The organism is Amaricoccus tamworthensis, assembly GCF_049800875.1.
Taxonomy (GTDB): domain Bacteria; phylum Pseudomonadota; class Alphaproteobacteria; order Rhodobacterales; family Rhodobacteraceae; genus Amaricoccus; species Amaricoccus tamworthensis.
Map to the genome: position 1 here is coordinate 115,308 of NZ_JBNAFV010000005.1, position 20,626 is coordinate 135,933.

18 protein-coding genes are annotated in these 20,626 nt (G+C 63.2%); 9 read left to right on the forward strand and 9 right to left on the reverse strand.

What is annotated here, in order from left to right; all coding sequences use genetic code 11:
- Nucleotides 1–322 precede the first annotated feature (322 nt).
- From ilvD to plsY, 6 genes are all read left to right on the forward strand, one after another.
- Nucleotides 323–2,164 carry a dihydroxy-acid dehydratase gene (gene ilvD / locus ACP15P_RS10960; protein WP_424928499.1) on the forward strand — a complete coding sequence of 614 codons (1,842 nt, stop codon included), beginning with the start codon at nucleotides 323–325 and terminating at the stop codon, nucleotides 2,162–2,164.
- Nucleotides 2,165–2,298: 134 nt separating this feature from the next.
- On the forward strand, nucleotides 2,299–3,273 hold the full coding sequence (locus ACP15P_RS10965) for an aspartate carbamoyltransferase catalytic subunit (RefSeq protein WP_424928500.1): 975 nt from the start codon (nucleotides 2,299–2,301) through the stop codon (nucleotides 3,271–3,273).
- Complete coding sequence (locus ACP15P_RS10970) at nucleotides 3,270–3,716, forward strand: hypothetical protein (protein WP_424928501.1); 447 nt, start codon at nucleotides 3,270–3,272, stop codon at nucleotides 3,714–3,716. Before ACP15P_RS10965 ends, ACP15P_RS10970 begins: the two co-directional genes overlap by 4 nt.
- Complete coding sequence (locus ACP15P_RS10975; protein ID WP_424928502.1) at nucleotides 3,713–4,165, forward strand: hypothetical protein; 453 nt, start codon at nucleotides 3,713–3,715, stop codon at nucleotides 4,163–4,165. Before ACP15P_RS10970 ends, ACP15P_RS10975 begins: the two co-directional genes overlap by 4 nt.
- Nucleotides 4,166–4,177: 12 nt before the next feature.
- Complete coding sequence (pyrC, locus tag ACP15P_RS10980) at nucleotides 4,178–5,476, forward strand: dihydroorotase (RefSeq protein ID WP_424928503.1); 1,299 nt, start codon at nucleotides 4,178–4,180, stop codon at nucleotides 5,474–5,476.
- A complete protein-coding gene (plsY, locus tag ACP15P_RS10985; protein WP_424928504.1) occupies nucleotides 5,473–6,066 on the forward strand; it encodes a glycerol-3-phosphate 1-O-acyltransferase PlsY in 594 nt (197 codons plus the stop codon). Before pyrC ends, plsY begins: the two co-directional genes overlap by 4 nt.
- A 1-nt stretch (nucleotide 6,067) precedes the next feature.
- On the opposite strand, the gene ACP15P_RS10990 is transcribed toward plsY, so the two are convergent.
- Both ACP15P_RS10990 and ACP15P_RS10995 read right to left on the reverse strand, forming a co-directional pair.
- Nucleotides 6,068–6,979 carry a DMT family transporter gene (locus ACP15P_RS10990; protein ID WP_424928505.1) on the reverse strand — a complete coding sequence of 304 codons (912 nt, stop codon included), beginning with the start codon at nucleotides 6,977–6,979 and terminating at the stop codon, nucleotides 6,068–6,070.
- Between the two features lie 93 nt (nucleotides 6,980–7,072).
- Complete coding sequence (locus ACP15P_RS10995) at nucleotides 7,073–8,578, reverse strand: exopolysaccharide biosynthesis polyprenyl glycosylphosphotransferase (protein WP_424928506.1); 1,506 nt, start codon at nucleotides 8,576–8,578, stop codon at nucleotides 7,073–7,075.
- Nucleotides 8,579–8,732: 154 nt separating this feature from the next.
- On the opposite strand from ACP15P_RS10995, the gene ACP15P_RS11000 reads away from it, so the two are divergent.
- A complete protein-coding gene (locus ACP15P_RS11000; RefSeq protein ID WP_424928660.1) occupies nucleotides 8,733–10,610 on the forward strand; it encodes an SLC13 family permease in 1,878 nt (625 codons plus the stop codon).
- Here ACP15P_RS11000 and ACP15P_RS11005 read toward each other — a convergent pair.
- Both ACP15P_RS11005 and ACP15P_RS11010 read right to left on the reverse strand, forming a co-directional pair.
- Complete coding sequence (locus tag ACP15P_RS11005; RefSeq protein WP_424928507.1) at nucleotides 10,575–11,234, reverse strand: TetR/AcrR family transcriptional regulator; 660 nt, start codon at nucleotides 11,232–11,234, stop codon at nucleotides 10,575–10,577. The two genes, ACP15P_RS11000 and ACP15P_RS11005, sit on opposite strands and share 36 nt — an antisense overlap.
- A gap of 255 nt (nucleotides 11,235–11,489) precedes the next feature.
- Nucleotides 11,490–11,723: a hypothetical protein gene (locus ACP15P_RS11010; RefSeq protein ID WP_424928508.1), complete on the reverse strand. Its 234-nt coding sequence runs from the start codon at nucleotides 11,721–11,723 to the stop codon at nucleotides 11,490–11,492.
- Nucleotides 11,724–12,171: 448 nt separating this feature from the next.
- Between ACP15P_RS11010 and ACP15P_RS11015 the strand changes: the two genes are divergently transcribed.
- A complete protein-coding gene (locus ACP15P_RS11015; protein WP_424928509.1) occupies nucleotides 12,172–13,131 on the forward strand; it encodes an acetyl-CoA carboxylase carboxyltransferase subunit alpha in 960 nt (319 codons plus the stop codon).
- On the opposite strand, the gene ACP15P_RS11020 is transcribed toward ACP15P_RS11015, so the two are convergent.
- Genes ACP15P_RS11020 through ACP15P_RS11030 form a run of 3 tightly spaced genes read right to left on the reverse strand, consistent with a single transcriptional unit; the run spans nucleotide 13,099 to nucleotide 15,450 of the window.
- Complete coding sequence (locus tag ACP15P_RS11020; RefSeq protein WP_424928510.1) at nucleotides 13,099–13,866, reverse strand: lysophospholipid acyltransferase family protein; 768 nt, start codon at nucleotides 13,864–13,866, stop codon at nucleotides 13,099–13,101. The genes ACP15P_RS11015 and ACP15P_RS11020 overlap by 33 nt on opposite strands.
- 16 nt (nucleotides 13,867–13,882) lie before the next feature.
- Nucleotides 13,883–14,776, reverse strand: coding sequence for a cell division protein FtsX (locus ACP15P_RS11025; RefSeq protein WP_424928511.1), 894 nt, complete (start codon nucleotides 14,774–14,776; stop codon nucleotides 13,883–13,885).
- Nucleotides 14,773–15,450, reverse strand: a complete 678-nt coding sequence (locus tag ACP15P_RS11030) for a cell division ATP-binding protein FtsE (protein WP_424928512.1) — start codon at nucleotides 15,448–15,450, stop codon at nucleotides 14,773–14,775. Before ACP15P_RS11030 ends, ACP15P_RS11025 begins: the two co-directional genes overlap by 4 nt.
- Before the next feature lie 159 nt (nucleotides 15,451–15,609).
- Between ACP15P_RS11030 and ACP15P_RS11035 the strand changes: the two genes are divergently transcribed.
- Complete coding sequence (locus tag ACP15P_RS11035) at nucleotides 15,610–16,746, forward strand: zinc-ribbon domain-containing protein (protein ID WP_424928513.1); 1,137 nt, start codon at nucleotides 15,610–15,612, stop codon at nucleotides 16,744–16,746.
- 12 nt (nucleotides 16,747–16,758) lie between these two features.
- On the opposite strand, the gene ACP15P_RS11040 is transcribed toward ACP15P_RS11035, so the two are convergent.
- Together ACP15P_RS11040 and lysA are read right to left on the reverse strand one after the other, a co-directional pair.
- The gene (locus ACP15P_RS11040; RefSeq protein WP_424928514.1) at nucleotides 16,759–19,296 is read right to left on the reverse strand and encodes a TIGR02302 family protein; all 2,538 of its coding nucleotides are present in this window, start codon (nucleotides 19,294–19,296) and stop codon (nucleotides 16,759–16,761) included.
- Nucleotides 19,297–19,314: 18 nt separating this feature from the next.
- On the reverse strand, nucleotides 19,315–20,598 hold the full coding sequence (lysA, locus tag ACP15P_RS11045) for a diaminopimelate decarboxylase (RefSeq protein ID WP_424928515.1): 1,284 nt from the start codon (nucleotides 20,596–20,598) through the stop codon (nucleotides 19,315–19,317).
- Nucleotides 20,599–20,626 lie beyond the last annotated feature (28 nt).

Here is a 20,626-nt window from a genome sequence, read left to right on the forward strand (position 1 = left end):
CGCATCGGTCCGCCTTTCAGGACATTTGGACCGTTCGCGACGAGCCGTGCCTGCGTCGGACCGGGGGGCGGCGCCCTTAACGGGTGAGCGTCGCGGTTTTATGGCGTCGTGCACCTCTTCCCTGAGGTGAAACACAAACATTGAAAGTGCGCCGTCCCAGGGGACGGTCCGGCGCAGGCACGGCGGGGCTGGTCGCCCCTTGATTCCGCGCCCGGACTTCTCCGCACCAACGAGTATATTGGTCTCACCACCCCCAATGGTCTTTCCCAAAAAATCGGAATAAGAACCCCGGCAAAGACACACCGCGGGCTGGAAAGACAACATGATACCCTATCGCTCAAAAACATCGACCTCCGGACGGAACATGGCGGGCGCACGTGCGCTCTGGCGGGCCACGGGAATGAAGGATGGCGACTTCGGCAAACCGATCATCGCCATCGTCAACTCCTTCACCCAGTTCGTCCCCGGCCACGTTCACCTCAAGGATCTCGGCCAGATGGTGGCGCGCGAGGTTGAGGCCGCGGGCGGCGTGGCTAAGGAGTTCAACACCATCGCGGTGGATGACGGCATCGCCATGGGCCATGACGGCATGCTCTATTCCCTGCCGTCCCGCGAGATCATCGCCGACAGCGTGGAATACATGGTCAACGCCCACTGCGCCGACGCCATGATCTGCATCTCCAACTGCGACAAGATCACGCCGGGCATGCTCATGGCCGCCATGCGCCTCGACGTCCCCGCCATCTTCGTCTCCGGCGGTCCGATGGAGGCCGGCAAGGTCGACATGGACGGCAAGGAGATTGCCGTCGACCTCGTGGACGCCATGGTGCAGGCCGCCAATCCGGACATGACCGACGAGCAGGTCAACGAGTTCGAGATCAACGCCTGCCCCACCTGCGGCTCCTGCTCGGGCATGTTCACCGCGAACTCCATGAACTGCCTCGCCGAGGCTCTGGGGCTCGCCCTGCCCGGCAACGGCTCGACGCTCGCAACCCATGCCGACCGCAAGGCTCTGTTCCTTGAGGCAGGCCGCCGCATCGTGGACCTCGCCAAACGCCACTACGAGGGCGGCGACCGCACCGTCACGCCCCGCGGCATCGCAACCCACGCCGCCTTCCAGAACGCAATGTCACTCGACATCGCCATGGGCGGATCGACCAACACGGTCCTGCACCTTCTCGCCATCGCCAAGGAAGGTGAGGTGGATTTCACTCTCGATGACATGGACAAACTGAGCCGCACCACGCCCTGCCTCTGCAAGGTCGCGCCCGCGGTGGGAGACGTTCACATGGAGGACGTCCATCGCGCCGGTGGCATCTTCGGCATCCTGGGCCAGCTAGACAACGCGGGCCTGATCAACCGCGAAACCAGCACCGTTCACACGCCCACCATGGGCGAGGCGATTGACCAGTGGGATATCGTCCGCACCCGCGAAAACCGCGTACATGAGCTGTTCAGCGCCGCCCCCGGCGGCGTTCGCACCACGGAGGCCTTCAGCCAGGCCAGCCGCTACCGCAGCCTCGACACCGACCGCGAAAACGGCGTTATCCGCTCAAAAGAACACGCCTTCAGCCAGGATGGCGGTCTCGCCGTTCTCTTTGGCAACATCGCCCAGGAAGGCTGCGTCGTAAAAACCGCCGGTGTGGACGAGAGCATCCTGAAATTCAGCGGCCCCGCCAAAATCTGCGAAAGCCAGGAGGAGGCCGTAAACCGCATCCTCGGCAAGGAAATCGAAGCCGGCGACGTGGTCATCATCCGCTACGAAGGCCCACGCGGCGGACCGGGCATGCAGGAAATGCTCTACCCGACCAGCTATCTCAAATCCATGCGGCTGGGTAAGGCCTGCGCGCTGATAACCGATGGCCGTTTCTCCGGCGGCACCTCGGGCCTTTCAATCGGTCATGTCTCCCCGGAAGCGGCCGAGGGCGGAAATATCGGCCTGCTGGTGGAAGGCGACACAATCGAGATCGACATCCCCAACCGCACCATCAACGTGGCGCTGAGCGACGAAGACCTCGCCGCCCGCCGTGCGGAAATGGACGCGAAAGGCGATGCCGCCTGGAAACCGGCCAAACCGCGCAAACGCAAGGTCAGCCGCGCCCTGCGGGCCTATGCCTCGCTCGTCGCCAACGCCAGCCAAGGTGCGGTCCGCCTTGATCCGTAAGGGTCAGGCAAGACTGTGACCTGAAAATCAAAATCCGTGTCCGCTCCGCCGCTCTGGCCGGGGCGGACACACCCCGCCCCTTGCCCCTGGTTGCCTGGCTGGTATAGAGGCACAAACCGCTGCTGGAGGGGCCCTTGTTCGCACAACGTCATCTGTTGGGGATTGAGGGGCTGACACGTCCGGAAGTGGAGGAGATCCTCGACCTCGCTGACCGCTATGTGGACCTGAACCGCCGGCCGGACAAACACGCCGACGCGCTCCAGGGTCTGACCCAGATCAACCTTTTCTTCGAGAATTCCACCCGCACGCAGTCGAGCTTCGAGATTGCGGGAAAACGCCTTGGTGCCGATGTGATGAACATGGCCGTGGCGCAAAGCTCGGTGAAAAAGGGCGAGACCCTGATCGACACCGCGCTGACGCTCAACGCGATGCACCCGGACCTTCTGGTCGTGCGCCACCCCTCGTCCGGGGCGTGTAACCTGCTGGCGCAGAAGGTGAACTGCTCCGTTCTGAATGCGGGCGACGGGCGGCATGAGCACCCCACACAAGCGCTGCTCGATGCCCTGACCATCCGGCGCTCCAAAGGTCGGCTTCACCGTCTGAACGTGGCGATCTGCGGCGATATCGCCCATTCCCGTGTAGCGCGGTCGAACATCCTGCTGCTCGGCCTGATGGAGAACCGCATCCGCCTGATCGGCCCGCCGACACTCATGCCCTCCCAGGTCGATCAGCTTGGCGTCGAGGTCTACGAGGACATGCGCGAAGGCCTTGAGGACGTGGACGTGGTCATGATGCTGCGCCTGCAAAAGGAACGCATGGACGGCGCCTTCATCCCCTCCGAGCGCGAATACTACCACCGCTTCGGCCTCGACCCGGAAAAACTCGCCTACGCCAAACCCGACGCCATCGTCATGCATCCCGGCCCGATGAACCGCGGCGTGGAAATCGACGGCATCCTGGCCGACGACATCAACCGCTCCGTCATCCAGGAACAGGTGGAAATGGGCGTGGCCGTCCGCATGGCCGCGATGCACCTTCTGGCCCGCAACTTGAAAGCCGGGAGCGGCCAGGGCCATGAAATTCCGGCGCACGGGATGTCACCGGGATGAGCCTCAGCGCATACTCCGCCAGATCCGGGAACTGGCCTCCAGACCTCGCCTCCGGCGAATGCGTTGCCGTCGAGGGCCGCTTCGACTGGCGGACCTGGGCCAGGGACGCTGCGAAATGGTGGATCGGACTGGGTGTCATCATGCTTGGCCTGCCAACAGTGATGGGCCTCGGTGATGGCCGAAACATGGCGTTTCCCTACATCATCGGCTGCATCTTCGCGGTGATCGCCATTCACTTCACCGCCGCAAAACAGGAATGGCTCCTCACCAGCCAGGCCCTGCACGTTAAGGGCCGCCGTCCCATTCCAAGAGAGATGATCCACGGCTTCGCCGGTTGGGGCAGCAACATCACCGTTGTCACCAAACGTGGGGCCAATCAGCGCCTTATCGGCATTGAAAACGCCCGCGAAACCCGCGCCCGGCTGAATGAGGCGCTAAAATGAGCGGTATGGGCACGAAAGATGCCACGACCAATCCGAAATTCGACACCTGGCCACCAAGGCTGGAAACGAATGAGACTGTCCTGGTGGAGGGTGGCTTTGACATGACAACGGTAGTCCGGGAAATCGCGGTTTCCTGGGCAATCTGCATGATCGGCCTGTTAATCATTACCCGGTTTTCGTTCAGCATGAACGCTTACCTGGTTGGACCGATCATCGTTTTCGCGACCGCCTATTTCATCATTCCGAGGCAGCAGTGGCTGCTAACCGGCAAGCGGTTTCTTCGAAAAGGACAACCTCCTCTTCCGGTGAATGGCATTGCCCGGTTTGGTGGAAAGAGAAGTACGATCACGGTTATTCCAAAAGACGGACCGAAATTCTACCTCCAGGCAAATGCCAATGCCGAAGAGAAGCGCAGGCAAATGAACGAGGCCCTGAATGAACACAGGTAAGATGGCCCAGGCATGACCGACACACTCCTGACCAACGCGCGACTGATCGACCCGGAAAACGGCACCACCAATCTCGGGGCCATCCGGATCGCCGACGGCATGATTGTCGAGGTTCTTCAGGGCCAGGATGACGGCTCGATGGAGGTTCTGCCTGCCGAGGGCGTGGTTGATGTTGGCGGCAAATGTCTGGCCCCAGGCATCGTCGATATCGGCGTGAAAATCTGCGAACCGGGCGAACGGCACAAGGAAAGCTTCCGCACGGCGGGCCTCGCCGCCGCCGCCGGTGGCGTGACCACCATGGTCTCCCGCCCCGACACCATTCCCACCATCGACAGCCCCGAAACCCTCGAATTCGTCTCCCGCCGCGCCAATGAGGCCGCACCGGTACATGTGCTGCCCATGGCATCGCTGACCAAAAACCGCGCGGGACGGGAAATGGTCGAGATCGGCTTCCTGAAGGACGCGGGCGCCGTGGCCTTCACCGACTGCGACCATGTTATTTCCGACACCAAGGTGCTCTCCCGCTGCCTGACCTATGCGCGCTCGCTGAACGCGCTCGTCATCGCCCATCCGCAGGAACCGATACTCTCCTCCGGTGGCTCGGTGACCTCCGGCAAGTTCGCCTCCCTGCGCGGCCTGCCTGGTGTGGCCCCCATGGCCGAACGCATCGGGCTCGAGCGCGACCTTGCCCTGGTGGAAATGACCCGCGCCCGCTACCACGCCGACAACCTCTCCACCGCCGCGTCCCTTCCGGCCCTGCAGCGGGCCAAATCGGCCGGTCTCGACGTGACCGCCGGGGTCAACATCCACCACCTGACCCTCAACGAATACGACGTTGGCGACTACCGCACCTTCTTCAAGCTCAAGCCGCCCCTGCGCTGCGAGGATGACCGGCTTGCCATGGTCGAGGCCGTGGCTTCGGGACTGATTGACATCATCTCGTCCATGCACACCCCGCAGGACGAGGAATCCAAGCGCCTGCCCTTCCACGAGGCCGCCAGCGGGGCCGTGGGCCTCGAAACCCTGCTGCCCGCGGCCCTGCGCCTCTACCACGCGGACGCGCTCGACCTGCCGACACTCTTCCGCGCCCTGTCGCTCAATCCGTCAAAACGTCTCGGCCTGCCAACCGGACGCCTGACCGTGGGGGCACCCGCCGACCTGATCGTATTTGACCCGGACCAGCCCATTGTGGTCGACCGCTTCAAACTGCGCTCCAAATCGAAAAACACGCCCTTCGACGAACAGCGCCTCCAGGGCCGCGTCCTGCGCACTTTCGTCAGCGGCGAACAGGTGTATGGACCCGACGCATGACCCTCCTGTTTCTGATCGTTACAGCCATAGCCGCCTATCTGCTGGGCTCCATTCCCTTCGGCATCGTCATCACCCGCGCCTTCGGCCTCGGTGACCTGCGCAAGATCGGCTCCGGCAATATCGGTGCGACCAACGTCTTGCGCACCGGCAACAAGGCCGCCGCTTTCGCAACCGTCCTGCTCGATGGCGCCAAGGGCGGCGTCGCGGTCCTGATCGCCCGCTATTTCCTCGGCGAAACCGCCGCCGTGGTTGCGGGCCTTTTCGCCTTCCTTGGCCACCTTTTCCCGGTCTGGCTCGGTTTCAAGGGCGGCAAGGGTGTCGCCACTTTCCTCGGCGTCCTGCTTGCGCTGTCCTTCCCGGCGGGTCTCGCGGCCTGTCTGACCTGGCTCGCCACGGCCTTTGCCTTCCGCTTCTCGTCGCTCTCGGCCCTTGTCGCCGCCGCCTCCGGCCCGGTCTGGATGTGGGTGTTCGGTGCCCCACACGCGATCTGGCTCGGCGTCGTTCTGGCCGTGCTGGTCTTCGTGCGTCACCACGAAAATATCGCCCGCCTCCGCGCCGGCACCGAACCAAAGATCGGCGCGAAAAAATAACTCAGGTCCGGGTTTTCCGCCGCAACAGCCGCCCATCCGTCACCGCAAAGCCCAGCGCGATGACAGCAAACCCCGCCAAGGCCCCCGGCCCGGGCCGCTCACCCAGAAACGCCGCGCCCAGCGCAATCGCAAACGGCGGAATGAGCAGCGTCACCAGCAGCAGATTCGCCGCCCCCGCCCGCGCCAGAATCGCGAAATACAGCACGTAAGCCAGCGCCGTTGACAATACCGCCAGGCCCAGCAACGCGCCCCAGACACCCGCTGAAAGCGACACCACCGGCACACCGTCGACCAGCGACACCGTAGGGATCAGCAAAACCGTACTGCCCGCCAGCATCCCCAGCGCGTTCATCAGCGGCGGCTGCCCGCGCAACGCCACCTTCCCCCAGACACCAGCAAAGGCGTAGGACAACGTCGCGCCCAGCACCGCCAGCTGTGCCAAATTGCCCGGATCAAACCCGGTCAAAGCCTGCGGCCCCATAATCACCGCCACACCCGCCAGTCCCAAACCGGCCCCGGCAATCCTGCGCCCCGTCAGCGGCTCATCGACCAGCAGCAATCCCGCCACCACCGCTCCGAACAGCGCTGTCGTCCCATTGAGAATGGCCGCCAGCCCCGCATCGATCCGCGTCTGACCCCAGAAAATCAACGAAAACGGAATGGCATTGTTCAGCGCCCCCATTACCAGATACGCGCCCCACACGCGCGGCGCCCGCGGCACCGGCACTCGCCGCACCACCACGACCAGCGCCAGAACCGGCAACGCCCAAAACACCCGGTGCAGCGCAATGGTCAGCGGCGGCACCTCGCGCAGGGCAATCTCCGCAAAGATAAACGACCCGCCCCAGACCGCCGCCAGGGTCAGCAGCAGAACCCAGGATTTCACGTCCAAAACGGGTTGGGATGGTGACATGACGGGCCGCTCCTGTAATTACACTGGAAATACCCGTGCAATACCGAAACCCGAAACACGACCCGTTTCCTGCTCAAGGAGCAGCCAGGCCGGTCAATAGGCGTTTTTGGTATTCAACAGGCAAAGTGGCGTCATCAGCAGCACATAGAGATCCATCCAGATCGTGTGGTTCTCGATGTAATAGAGGTCATGCTCCACGCGCTGACGCAGGCTCTCCGGCGCGTCAATCTCTCCGCGCAAACCATGGATCTGCGCCCAGCCGGTCACGCCCGGCTTGACCTTGTGCCGTGCGGCATAGCCCGAAACGATCTCCTCAAACGCCTGCTGCTGGCTCGACACCGCATCCACAACATGCGGTCGCGGTCCCACCAGAGACAGCTCTCCGCGCAAAACGTTGAAGAGCTGCGGCAACTCGTCAATCGACCACTTGCGGATAAACCGGCCCACCCTTGTCACCCGCGGATCGCCCCGCGTCACCACGTTCCGCGCCGTTGCATCCATCTGGTTGAGATACATCGACCGGAACTTCCAGATCTCCACCGGCTTGTGATTGTAGCCATGCCGGATCTGCTTAAAGATCACGGGACCCGGATCCTCCTGCCTTATCAAAAAGGCGGTAATCACAAGAATGGGCGACAAAACCACAATCGCAATCAGAGCCACGACCACATCCATCACCCGTTTCACCAGCCCCGACCATCCGCTTAGCGGACGGCTCAGCAGCCGGATCATGCCATTGGTGGACCGCACGCGGGTAAACCGTCGCCTGAATTCCTGGTCCGCATTATACGCCGCCAGACGCACATCGAGCGGCAACACCCGGACCTTCTCCAAAATCTCACGTATGCGCCGTTCCGCCTCCAGAGGCAGGGCGATGATCAAAACGTCAATCTCCGCCAGCCGCGAAAACACCACCAGGTCATCCACATTGCCAATCTTCGGTATGCCCATCACCACATTGGGCGAGCGCGCATCGGACCGGTCGTCGAAAATCGCCCGGATCTGGATGTCGTTTTCCTCGTTGCCGTTGAGCGTCCGGATCAGTTCCGCAGCCCCGCTGCCGCCGCCCACCAGCACGCCCCGCCGTTCGGTCAGGCCGTAATCCAAAATCCCGTTCGCCAGCCACGACAGACAGGTCCGCGCCGGCACAACCACCAGTGGAAGACAGATCAGCGCCGCCAGCACCTCCGCAAAAAACGGCCCGTCACGCAAACCAAAGGCCGACAGCAACACCAGCCCCGTCACGGAGGCAAGCATGATCCAGCCCGAATTCTGCAACACCTCGCGAAATGCCTGAAGCTGATACCGCCCCACAAGCCGCAAAACCAACACGGCAAGCAGCCCGACCAACACCCCGGTCGCCGCAGAGGCCAGGGCCGCATATCCGGACCCCGCCGCCATATAACCCGCGAACCAAAGCGCCAGAGCCACGCTCACCACATCCAGCGCCCCGGCAAACAAAAACACCGGCAAAGGCGACATGGCCGGTTTCCGCAGGCTCAGCGCAATCTGCCGGGCGGTCTCACCCAGACTGCCGTTACCGCCCTGGCCCTCGGGGGGCTCAACACTGTCGCTTTTCAGGATTTCACTCTGTTTCATACCGGACCCAGGGTGCCGTCGCACCAGTAAATAGACATTCCCACGCGCATTCCTGCCTGTGCCGCAGCGCAGCACCATCGGCCCCTTATTCACGCAAGGGCTGAATTTTCCCTAAACCCTGCACCGGCATTTTGCCCATTGACGCGGCACCAGCCTGTGCCACTTTGCGCCCATGTCCCAGGAACAGATCACACTCTTCGCCATTCTCGCCGCCACCGTGGCCATGTTCGCCTGGGGCCGCTGGCGGCACGACATGGTGGCGATGGGTGCGCTGCTGACCTGTGTTCTGACCGGACTGGTTCCCTCGGAGGAAGCCTTCGCCGGATTCGGCCACCCCGCCGTCATTACCGTGGCCGGCGTTCTGGTCCTGAGCCGCAGCCTTCAGAATTCCGGCGCCGTGGACGCGCTCACACGGAAAATCCTGCCCTCGGACGCCACGCCACTCACCATGATCGCGGGCCTGACGACAATCGCCGCAGCGCTTTCGGGCTTCATGAACAACGTGGGCGCCCTGGCCCTGCTCATGCCCGTGGCAATAAAGGCCGCCGAGAAACTCGACATGCCCCCCGGCCGCCTGCTGATGCCGCTGGCCTTCGGCTCGATCCTGGGCGGCATGACCACCCTTATCGGTACCCCGCCCAACCTCATCGTCTCCGGCTACCGGCAACAGACCACCGGCCAGGCCTTTTCCATGTTCGATTACGCCCCGGTCGGCTTCACCGTGGCGGCCGTGGGTGTCCTGTTCATCATCCTCATCGGCTGGCGCATCGTGCCCGTCCGCAAACGCGCCGGTGTGGAGGGGTTCACCTCCGGCGCCTACGTCACCGAGGCTTTGGTGGGCGAGGGTTCCTCCTCGATCGACCGCACCGTCCGCCAGATTGAGGAGGCCGTGCCCGATGCGCATCTTCAGGTTCTGGCCGTCGTTCGCCGGCAGGTCCGCCTGCGCGCCCCCCGCCCCGGCCTGACCGTCCGCGAGGGCGACATCCTGATTGTCGAATGCGAACCGGCGGTCATGACCAACGCGCTGAACAGCCTCGACCTTGCCCTCTCCGCCACCACCCCCGCCCAGCAGGCCGAGGAGGAGGAAGAGGAAAAAGCCGAAAACGGCGAGCCCGAGACGAAAGAGACCGACACCGACGAACCGTCCGAACCGCGCGAGGTCGCCGTCGATGACGACCACACCTCGCTCGTCGAACTGGTGGTTCCGCCAAACTCCATCCTGATCGGCCTCTCAGCCCAGGGCGTAAACCTCCGCGCCCGCTTCCACATCAGCCTCGTCGCCATCTCCCGCCAGGGTGTCCGCAGCGTCGGGCGGCTGCGCACCACGGCCATTCAGGCCGGTGACGTGCTCCTGCTGCACGGCTCCGATGAGGCGATCTCGGAATTCGCCACGGATTTCAGCCTTCTACCCCTCGCGGGGCGTGAACTCCGCCTCAAGGACAACCGCCAGATGCTGCTCTCGGCGGGTATCCTGCTTGCCTCGGTCCTCGCCGCCGCGACCGGCCTGCTGGCCGCGCCCGTGGCCTTCATTGCCGGGGTTCTGGCCTCCATGGTCACCCGCGCCATCCCGCTGCGCCAGGTCTACGAGGCCATCGACTGGCCCGTGATCGTGCTCCTCGCCTGCCTGCTGCCCGTGGCGGGTGCCATGCTCTCAACAGGTGCGGCGGATGTGGTCGCAAACGTTCTGGTGACCAAAATCGCCTGGGGCAAACCCGTTCTGGCACTCGTGCTGATCCTGATCGTTACCATGACCCTCTCGGACATTATGAACAACGCCGCCACCGTCGCCGTCATGGCCCCCATCGCCTGGGGCTCGGCACAGGCGCTCGGCGTCAACCCGGACGCGTTTTTCATGGCCGTGGCTATTGGGGGCTCCTGCGCCTTCCTGACGCCGATCGGGCACCAGAACAATACACTGATCCTGGGACCAGGCGGTTTCAGGTTTGGGGATTACTGGAAACTCGGACTGCCGGTGGAGATCATCGTCACCGTCGTATCAGTTCCGATGATCCTTCTGGTCTGGGGCCTCTGAGCCGTTCACCTCGACGGCGGCAACGCCCAGCCGGTCAAGCTCCGCCCTGAACCCTGTCGAGGCGATCCGGGCCGAGGTCAGCAGAACATCGCGACCGGTACCGGCCCGCGCCTGCGCCGACATGCCCGCCAGAACCACCAGAACATAGTCCGCCAGTTCCGACGCCGCCTGCGGGGCCTGATGCGAAATCCAGGTCACCAACTCGTCATGCAGTTCCGAATGAGCCTTGTCCGTCAGGGCACAGGCCTCCGGATCGCCACAGTTGCGCGTGCCCTCCATCACAAGGCACCCACGCGCCGACGGGTCGGAGGTATAGGCCCGCGCCGCGGACTCAAACAGCTTCTCCGCCGTTTCAGCCAGCGGACTGTTGCGGCAGCACAAACGATGCACGAAACTGCCGTCATGGGAGCCATAGCGCTCAAGAACCTGGGCCAGAAGCGCCTTCTTGCTGCCATAGGCCGCGTAAAAGCTTGGGGGCTTGATGCCAATCGCCTTGACCAGTTCGGCCACACCCACGCCGTCATAGCCGCGTTCACGGAACATGCGCCCGGCAACCTCGATACCCTTGTCGATATCGAATGCTCTTGGCCGTCCACGGGCAGACGAACGTTTGGAACAGGGCAACACGAACCTCCGGTCATTGGCTGGCAGATTGCTGACTGAAGCAAATTTAAGGCCGAAAACGTGTTTAACAAGGCCCAAGAGGCAATCAGCCCGTCCCGACGCAGCGTGGTTTACCGATTGTGCAAAAGGATTTGTAAAGATTTGAACACTCTGGAGCGGTCCATCGCGGTGCGTCGGTCCCACAACCCGGCAAAGGGTCAAAAACGCGGCGCACCCGGCTCATACGGTGCCGAAACCTGATCGGTTACGGACGTCTCAGTAGCAGTATTTGCTGTATACCTCGGCGCGTGTGCCTGAACGGTCCGAGTGATACTTGTCCCAAAGTTCCTCGGCCGGACGGCGGTTACACACCACCAGATGCCGAAGTTTTGCCCGAAACTCACCATCGGACAGTGTGGGACGGCTTGCCTGCTCGGATATCAGTTCGAGAACCTCAGCCCGCAGACTTGTTTGCTTTGGCACCCTTGCAACGTCGTAATCTAAGGGCATCTCATGCCTCCTTTCCACTGTAAGGAAGCTAACACCCAAAAGGTTAATCTTCAGTGATCGCAGTTACAAAAGGGTCTTAAAAAAGTGAAAACACCACCCCCCGAAATGGCCAAAACACCGCGGAACGCAACTGAAACATCCTGCTAAAAATACAAACAATTTTTCTCAAATCCCCGGCTACTCAGCCATTTCCGACATCAGAAAAACCACGCAGGCGCCTCAACACGCTCACTGATTCCCGTCCAAGCACCATCCGTTCGCATCCTGTTCCCTCCGCATCACCTTCCGCCGATAACCCCACCGCCCAACCGCAGCGACAGATGTGGCAACATTTTCCACTTTCAGGCCCCTACACCCCATAAATCTTTGAACACACGCCGTGTTCCTGGCTGGTTGCAAAGGCGACCGGGCAAAGGCATATAAGCCAGAGCAGTCAGGGAACCATTTCATGAACTATCTCGACTTTGAAAAAGGTCTCGCGGAAATCGAGGGCAAGGCGGAGGAACTCCGGGCGCTCGGTCGCACCAATTCCGAAATGGATGTGGAACAGGAAGCCGCGGCGCTTGACGCCAAGGCGGACTCGCTGCTCGACGAGCTCTACAAGGACCTCAACCCATGGCGCAAATGCCAGGTTGCACGGCATCCCGAGCGCCCCCACTGCATCGACTATATCGAGGCCCTGTTCGAGGAATGGACCCCGCTGGCCGGTGACCGCAACTTTGCGGATGACCACGCCGTCATGGGCGGCCTCGCCCGGTTCCACGACCGTCCCGTCATGGTGATTGGCCACGAGAAGGGCAACGACACCAAGTCCCGCATCGAGCGCAATTTCGGCATGGCCCGCCCCGAGGGCTACCGCAAGGCCATCCGCCTCATGGACATGGCCGACCGCTTTGGCCTGCCCGTCATCACGCTTGTCGACACGCCTGGCGCCTATCCCGGCAAGGGCGCGGAAGAGCGCGGCCAGTCCGAGGCAATCGCCCGCACGACCGAGAAATGCCTGACCATTAAGGTACCGCTCGTCTCCGTCATCATCGGTGAGGGCGGCTCCGGCGGGGCCGTGGCCTTCGCCACCGCGGACCGGCTCGCCATGCTGGAACACTCGATCTATTCCGTGATCTCGCCCGAGGGCTGCGCCTCGATCCTGTGGAAGGATGCCGAGAAAATGCGTGAGGCGGCCGAGGCACTGAAACTCACCGCACAGGATCTAAAGGGCCTTGGCGTCACCGACCGCATCATTCCCGAACCCCGTGGCGGCGCCCAGCGCGACCGCGACGCCGCCGTGCAGAGCGTTGGTCAGGCCATCGCGGAAATGCTCACGGAAGTGTCGGGCATGAACGGCGACGACCTGCGGCACGCCCGCCGCCAGCGTTACCTAAACGTCGGAACCCGCCTGCCGCTGTCGTAGGACCGCAGGAACACGCGGGCCGGGATCAAACCCGGCTTCACGCATCAGACGGTCGGAATTCTCCTCGACCGTATTTTCCATCTCGACCATGAACTCGCCGATCTTCATGCCCGGCGGCATCGGCTTGAGGAACTCCACCACGGCCGTACCAGGCCGCCGGTATATACTGTGCCGTCCCCAGAACACGCCCACATTGGTCGCCACCGGCACGCAGGGTTTGTGCATGCGCCCATAGAGCACACCCGCCCCGACCTTGTACGGCACCCGCGCATCCGGTGCCACACGCGTCCCCTGCGGATAGATCACCAGCTGTCCCGGCGCGGAGGATTTCTGCGACACGTGATTGACCATGTCGTTCATCGCCTTCGACTTCTGCCCGCGATGCACCGGCGTCGACCCGATCCGCAACGCATAAAGACCCAAAATCGGCGCCCAGCGCAGTTCCTTCTTCATGACAAACCGAACCCGCGGCAGGGCATGGGCCAGCATAATGATATCGAGAAACGACTGGTGCTTGGAGCAGACAATCACCTCTTCCGTCGGCACCTCCCCCCGGATCTCCGTCTTAAGTCCACAGATCACCCGCAACAGCCACAGAACCGTGCGGCAATAGGCGTGAATGCTCCAGTACGCCCCACCCACCGACCAAAGCGCCAACGGAGCGCACAGAATGCCCATCACCAGCATCAGACCGTAGAGGAAAAAGTCAAAGATCAGGGATCGGATCAAAAGCATTCAAATCCGGCCTTTCTCAAAAGTTACGCCGCAGCCACCGCCGCACAGTAACGCCTGCGCCCGCCCAGGCCAGCAGAAATGCCACCAGAGCAACCAAAGGCAGCCAGATCCATTCCCAGCCGACCGGCGCAATCCCAACGAGGAAAAAGCCCTGCTCACTGCCCTGGGGCAGCATCGACACCAAAATACCGGCCAGAGCCGTGCCAGCCACAATCCAGACAGCCACCGTTTTCAGCAGATCACGGCTGATGCCCCGCGCGACCTCGCCGTCCTCCGCGCCGAGGCCATAAATCACGCCAATATCCCCACGGTTCTCCGCCAGCCGCAACCGCACCGCCTGCACGATCACGCCCATGAACACGGCGGTCAGCAGGATCAGCGCAAAGCCGGAAAACACCATGAGCCACCGCGCAGTGAAAATCAGAGGCAGCCATGTCGACCGGTGATCGTCAAACACCGACCCAGGGGCCGCAGCATCCAGCGCCGCCCGCAGGCCGTCCACATCCAGCACGGTCCGGTCCGTCTCCACTTCCATGAGGAGCGGCAGGGGCAGGCTGTCGAGCGACACATCCGCACCAATCCACGGCTCCAGAAGCCCGCGCTGTTCCTCTATATCGATCATCCGGACACCCAGAACCCCCGGCGTGTCCCGCAAAATCTCCAGCGCGGCCCGCGAATGTTCCTCCACCAGCGTCGGGTCGCCCAGAATTTGCAACGTCGCCGCCTCTGACCGGCCACCGCCCCAGGTTTCCGCCAGACGCGCCGATGTCAGGCCAAGGCACAGCAGCAGCACCGCAAAAAATGCCAGAACCGCACAGGCCAGCGCCAGCGGCGCCCGCTCCCGGCGGTTCGCGGCCCGAAACGGCAATACGGGGGCGGCCCCGGTCCCAAACGGAACGGAAAATTTCATGCGTCATCCTCCGCCGGACGGAACCCGTCCCCGGTCAGGAGCAGCCGCTCCACCGGCACCAGCTTCGCCGCCTCCCGCGCGAACTGATGGTCCTGGGTGGTCATCAGCACCGCCTTGCCCATCCGGTTCAACTCCACCAGCAGCCCAAGCAGCGACCACGCCGACGCGTCATCCAGCCCGTTGCAGGGATCATCGGCCACAATCATCTCCGGATCGCGGATCACCGCCCGCGCCAGCGCCAGATGCTTGCGCTCCGACACCGACATTTCAGGCGGCATCGCCTCCTGTCGGCCGCCGAGCCCAATCCACTCGAACAGCGCATCCAGATCCTGCCGCCGCCCCGCCGGATCAACACCCGCCGCCCGAAGCGCCAGCGCCACATTGTCCCGTGCGTTCAGGTGATCGAGAAACCGGCAGTCCTGCGCCAGGATCCCGTATCTGCGCCGCAGATCCGCAACGCCCCTGCGATCGGCCCGCGTGACAATACGCCCGTCGTGCAGAACATGGCCCAGCACCGGGTCCAGTTCGCCGATACAAAGCCGCACCAGGGTCGTCTTGCCCGCACCCGAGGGACCAAGCACGATACAGAACCCGCCATTGCCGATACTGAGGTTGAGTTTCCGTAGAAAGCCGGTCTGGCCATACCGAAATCCCGCGTCCTCCAGTTGAATCACTCTTTCCTCCGACGCGATTTTCACGAGTTATAACGTCGCAGTTTCCCGGTGCAACGCCTCCTGCCTTGGAAACCTGGAAGGTGATCGTTAGAACAAAACAAACGATTCGGCCGACCCCATAAAAAATTTAACCAGGGCGGCCAGTGGAGCGGTAACGGAATGTATCTGGTCTGTCCAAACTGCAATGCGGAGTACGAGGCTCCGGCTGGAATGGTGCCTGACGGGGGCCGTCACGTTCAGTGCTCCGCCTGCCACACCCGCTGGTTTGCCACCAACCGGCGTGAGGCCCGGCTTACCGAGGAAAAGGAAATCCTCAAACGCCTCGAGGCCCGCGCACCACACCTGAAGGTCGTCCACGACCGCCAGGACGCGAACGACCCCGTCACGGATGCCGAAACGGTCGAGGATACGGCCGTCGAGGCCCCAATGGTCGATGACACCTCCCCGGAGCCGAAATCCGGGGCCGAGCCGGAACCCAAAAGACCGGAACCGGCCCCGGAAACTGCTGTCGAAGAGCCGAAACCGGAGCCGAAAAAGCCCGAACCGGCCGAAGCCGCCAAAGAGGAAAAACCGGACACCACGCCCAAGGCCGACTACACTACCAGCGAAAGCCATGTGGACCCGGCCGACCTTGAAAAATTCATGTCCCAGAAGGTGGAAAACCCACCCAAACCGGACCGCAAACGTCTCGAGCCCGCGCCCACCTCGGTCATGGGAACGCCGGCCAAACCACGCCCAAAACCCGAACCTGTCGAAGACACTGTCAAGCCCGAGCAGGACGCAAAACCCGCCGAGCCCAAACCCGAACCGAAAGAGGCCGCGGAAAAACCCGCCGCCACGCCAGAGGTCGACTCAGGCGAAAACACCGGCTCCGAAGAGAAAAAAGCCAAAAAACCTGACGGCGAAAAGCCCAAAAAATCCGCGACCTCCAAACCCAAAGAGGAATCCCGCGACAAGGCCAAAGCCGAGGACAAACCGGCGAAACCAAAGTCCAGGGGCAAGAAGAAGAAACGCAATAAATCCAGCGCCCGCGACGCGGAAACCAATGCCGCCGCCCGCGAAACCGAAAGCCTCGCCTCACTGATTGCCGAAGAACCCGAAGAACGGGAGGAAAACCGCTTCCTGCGCGGCTTCGCCGTTCCGGTCGCCGGTTTCGCGCTCCTTCTGATCCTCTACGTGATTGCGGGCTTCGTCAGTTCGGATTTCCCGGCCGTCGGCCCGGTTCTCGCAGGGCTGGAAGAGGTCGTCGACGGCTTCCGCCGCGCCATGGCCATCGTCTTCCCCAAGGAAGGCTGACGCCTTTACGCCCTAAAACCGGTCCAGCAGCCGCTTGAGGTAATCAAGCTCAATCTGCGGCCGCGACTGGTCACCCGACCGCCGCCGGATCTCATCCAAAAGCTCCCGCGCCCGTGCCGCCGAATCCGCGTCCGGCAGCATATGCTCACGCGTGCCAACCGGTCCATCCGCACCGAACGACCGGCCCAGCGGGTCAATCGACTGGTTGTTGCCGAAGGGTCCGGTGCCATTGCCCTCATTGCCCTGCCCCTGACCCGCGGCCTGGCGCTGATCCTGGGCAAACTCGCCAATACCGTCGCGCAGCGCATCAATCGCGTCGGACTGGTTGTCGAGCGCCCCGGACAGATCGCCCTGCGCCAAATCGTCCGCAGCCTGGCCCATGCTTTCCTCCGCATCGCGCAGCGCCTGGCGCGTATCCTCACCCGCGATGCCCGGAAGCCCCTGACCAAGCCCCTCTACCAGATCACGCAGCGCCTGCTGCCTTTCGCTCAGACCCTGGGCTGTCCCACCCTGGGAACCACCCGGCTGTTGCCCCTGTTGACCCTGGCCCTGGCCCGGCTGACCTTCGCCGGGCTGCTGGCTCTGCCCAAACTCGCGCTGCAATTCCTGGAAACTCTCATCCGCCAGACCCTGCTGCTGGCGCAGTGCATCCATCATTTCCTGCATGCTCTGGTCGCCCTGGCCCTGCTGACCCTGACCACCGCCCTGGGCGAAGCGCATCTCCATGTTGTCGAGCAGCTGTTGAAGCATGTCGAGCAGCGCCTCGGCCTCCGCCCGGCGTCCCTGCTCCGACAGCTCCTGAATACGGTCCATCAGTTCCTGGATCTGGTCCTGCGACATGCTCTGGCCCGGATCACTCTCGGCCATCTCCATGTCGCCCCGTTCCAGGGCCTCGCGCGCCATCTGCTCCATGTAGTTCCGCGTGGCGTCGCGCAGCTCATCCATCAGCTGCGCAATCTCCTCGTCGGACGCGCCATTGCGCAGGGCCTGCTGCAACCGCTCCCTGGCCCGCGCCAGCCGCTCGGCCGCATCGCCCAGGCTTCCATCCTCCAGCAGCATCGCGGCCTTCCACAGCGCGTCCTGAACCTCTTCCCGGACGCCCGGCACATCCCCGGCATCCACCGCCACCGACAGACGGCGCAGCGCCGTCCGCGTGATCAGATACGCGCTGGCATTGTGGAAAAAATCATCAGGCCGGTGCGTCACGGCGCGCAGCACCTGTTCCACCCGTTGGCCGTTCTCAACCGACCACATCAGGTCCCGGCGAAGCTCCGCCAGGGCCGCCGCCATCGGATCATAGAAATTCTTGCCCGGCATGGACGCCACCGCCACATCCGCGCCACCCGTCTGCCCCGCCGCATCGGTCGCCGTCAGCCGGATCGTCACGGGAAGACCAACCCAGGCGTGGGTCGAGAAATCCTCCACCAGGGTCTCGCGGATCTCCTCCGACTGCCCCGACAGCGGCAGCGGCAGATCAACCACCAGCGGATCGCGCGGCTCCGGCTCCACCGCATTACCGTAGCGCCGGTCCACCGCGCCCAGATCCAGCGTGATCTCGGCCTGCGCCGTCTCCACGCCATAGTCATCCTCAGCCGCAAACGGCAGCGTCAGATCCCCACCGGTGCCGCGGGTCACCTCACCCGCCAGCTCAATGCTCGGCGGCGCATCGTCAATCACGCCGAAGGACCAGGTCCCAACCGTGTCGCCCGACCGGTCGAGCACCACCTCACCGGACCCGCGCACCTCGAACTCGGCAATGGCGATCCCATCCGCCGCCTCCGCGAGGGGTACCGCCTCCGCACCCGACACGGTTTCACTCAGGGCAAACCGCTCCGTACTGCCGTAAACCCGCAGCGTAACGACCGTGCCCTGCGGCACATCCACGGGCCCGTCACCGGAAATCTCAGGCATGTAAAGCGTCGGGCGCCCGGTATAGGCGGGCGGCTCGGCCCAGCCCTCGTATTCCGGCCCGGTCGCCGCAATCGCAGCGGGCTCCCGCGAGACACCGGCCACGATCGTCTCAACAACTTCCGTATTCCGCGCAAAAATCACCGCGGCGATCAGACACACCACCGCCGCCAGCCGCATTGCCCAAGGGTCCTGCCGCGACAGATTCAGATCCGCCGGAACCGCCCGCGCGCCACGGGCCACCGCCCGCATCCGCTCCATATGCACCGCCCAGACGGACTGCACCGCCGGGTCATCCCCGCCCAGCGCGGGCACGTCGCTCAGCGCCGCAAGCGGATGCCCCGGCAGGGTCCCGTCCAGACGCGCAACCGCATCGTCATGTGACGGCCAGTGAAATTTTCGAAAGCCCCAGACCACCAGGCCCAGAATGACCAGAACCGCGACGACCATGAGCGAGAGCAGCTCCACCCGGTCCAGATCGGCCGCGGCCCCGAAGGCGATGGCGGACCAGAACACCGCCAGACACGCCCCCGCCGGCCAAAAGGCCCGCGCGAAGGACTCAAGAAACATGCCGATCCGCGTACGGCGGATGGCCCGTCTCGATTCAGGTGGCAGTTGACTGTCCCGCGACGTCGCCTCCACTGGTCTGTGAACCGGAGCCTACCCCCGGTTCTCGGTGATCCATTCAGGAACCGTATCGCGTTCGATCATCTCTTCATAGGTCGGTCTTGCCCTCACCACGGCAAATTGATCACCCGACACCAGGACCTCCGGAATCATCGGACGCGAGTTGTATTCCGACGACATTACCGCACCGTAAGCACCGGCCGAGCGGAACGCGACCATCTCACCCTCCGCCACCGGCGGCATGGGACGCGCTTTTGCAAAAGTATCCCCGGATTCGCAAACCGGCCCGACAATATCGATCTCCGCCGGCACAACACCCGCCGCGGGCTCGGTCACCGGCACGATATCGTGCCAGGCATCATACATCGCCGGACGGATGAGATCATTCATCGCCGCATCCAGAATCAGAAAATCCCGTCCCTCTCCGTTCTTGCGGTAGATCACGCTCGACACGAGAATACCGGCATTGCCCGCAATCAGCCGCCCCGGCTCGATCTCAATTTCACAACCCAGATCGCCTACCGTGCTGCGAATGACCTCGCCATAGTCGAACGGCAGGGGTGGCGCCTGGTTGCTGTTCTGCTGATACGGAATGCCCAAACCTCCACCGAGGTCCAAGCGTCGGATGTCATGCCCGTCGCTGCGCAACGCCCGCGTCAGCTCCGCCACCAGCGTAAACGCGGCCCGGTAGGGCTCCAGATCCACAAGCTGACTGCCGATATGCACGTCAATGCCCACGACATCGATCCCCGGCAGCGCCGCCGCCTCGGCATAGACCTCCCGCGCCCGGGAAATCGGAATGCCGAACTTGTTCTCGGACCGGCCCGTGGCAATCTTCGCGTGGGTCTTGGCATCCACATCCGGATTCACCCGAATGGCAATCGGCGCGCGCACGCCCATGGACTGCGCCACCTCGCTCAACACCCGCATTTCCGGCTCGGATTCCACGTTGAACTGGCGAATGCCGTTTTCCAGCGCCAGCCGCATTTCCTCGCGCGTCTTGCCCACGCCGGAAAACACGATCTTTTCACCCGGCACGCCCGCCGCAATCGCCCGTCGAAATTCCCCGCCCGACACGACATCCATGCCCGCGCCGAGCCCCGCCATCAGGCGCAAAACGGCCATGTTGGAGTTGGCTTTCATGGCATAGCAGATGACATGCGGCATGCCTTTGAGGGCATCCTCAAAAACCTGGTAATGCCGCGTCAGTGTCGCGGTGGAATAGACATAGAACGGTGTACCAACAGCCGCCGCAATCTCCGGTACGGCGACATCCTCGGCGTGAAGCACACCGTTTTTGTAAAGAAAATGATCCATTGCGACACGACCCAGGAAAACAGAAGCG

Bases quoted from the DNA above. Each gene is read 5' to 3' on its own strand.
- plsY (WP_424928504.1), top strand. From the start codon at position 5,473: ATGACCCTCCTGTTTCTGATCGTTACAGCCATAGCCGCCTATCTGCTG.
- ACP15P_RS11015 (WP_424928509.1), top strand. From the start codon at position 12,172: ATGAACTATCTCGACTTTGAAAAAGGTCTCGCGGAAATCGAGGGCAAG.
- pyrC (WP_424928503.1), top strand. From the start codon at position 4,178: ATGACCGACACACTCCTGACCAACGCGCGACTGATCGACCCGGAAAAC.
- ACP15P_RS10975 (WP_424928502.1), top strand. From the start codon at position 3,713: ATGAGCGGTATGGGCACGAAAGATGCCACGACCAATCCGAAATTCGAC.
- ACP15P_RS11010 (WP_424928508.1), bottom strand. From the start codon at position 11,723: ATGCCCTTAGATTACGACGTTGCAAGGGTGCCAAAGCAAACAAGTCTG.
- ACP15P_RS10990 (WP_424928505.1), bottom strand. From the start codon at position 6,979: ATGTCACCATCCCAACCCGTTTTGGACGTGAAATCCTGGGTTCTGCTG.
- ACP15P_RS10995 (WP_424928506.1), bottom strand. From the start codon at position 8,578: ATGAAACAGAGTGAAATCCTGAAAAGCGACAGTGTTGAGCCCCCCGAG.
- ACP15P_RS11025 (WP_424928511.1), bottom strand. From the start codon at position 14,776: ATGAAATTTTCCGTTCCGTTTGGGACCGGGGCCGCCCCCGTATTGCCG.
- ACP15P_RS11020 (WP_424928510.1), bottom strand. From the start codon at position 13,866: ATGCTTTTGATCCGATCCCTGATCTTTGACTTTTTCCTCTACGGTCTG.
- ilvD (WP_424928499.1), top strand. From the start codon at position 323: ATGATACCCTATCGCTCAAAAACATCGACCTCCGGACGGAACATGGCG.
- ACP15P_RS10970 (WP_424928501.1), top strand. From the start codon at position 3,270: ATGAGCCTCAGCGCATACTCCGCCAGATCCGGGAACTGGCCTCCAGAC.
- lysA (WP_424928515.1), bottom strand. From the start codon at position 20,598: ATGGATCATTTTCTTTACAAAAACGGTGTGCTTCACGCCGAGGATGTC.
- ACP15P_RS11035 (WP_424928513.1), top strand. From the start codon at position 15,610: ATGTATCTGGTCTGTCCAAACTGCAATGCGGAGTACGAGGCTCCGGCT.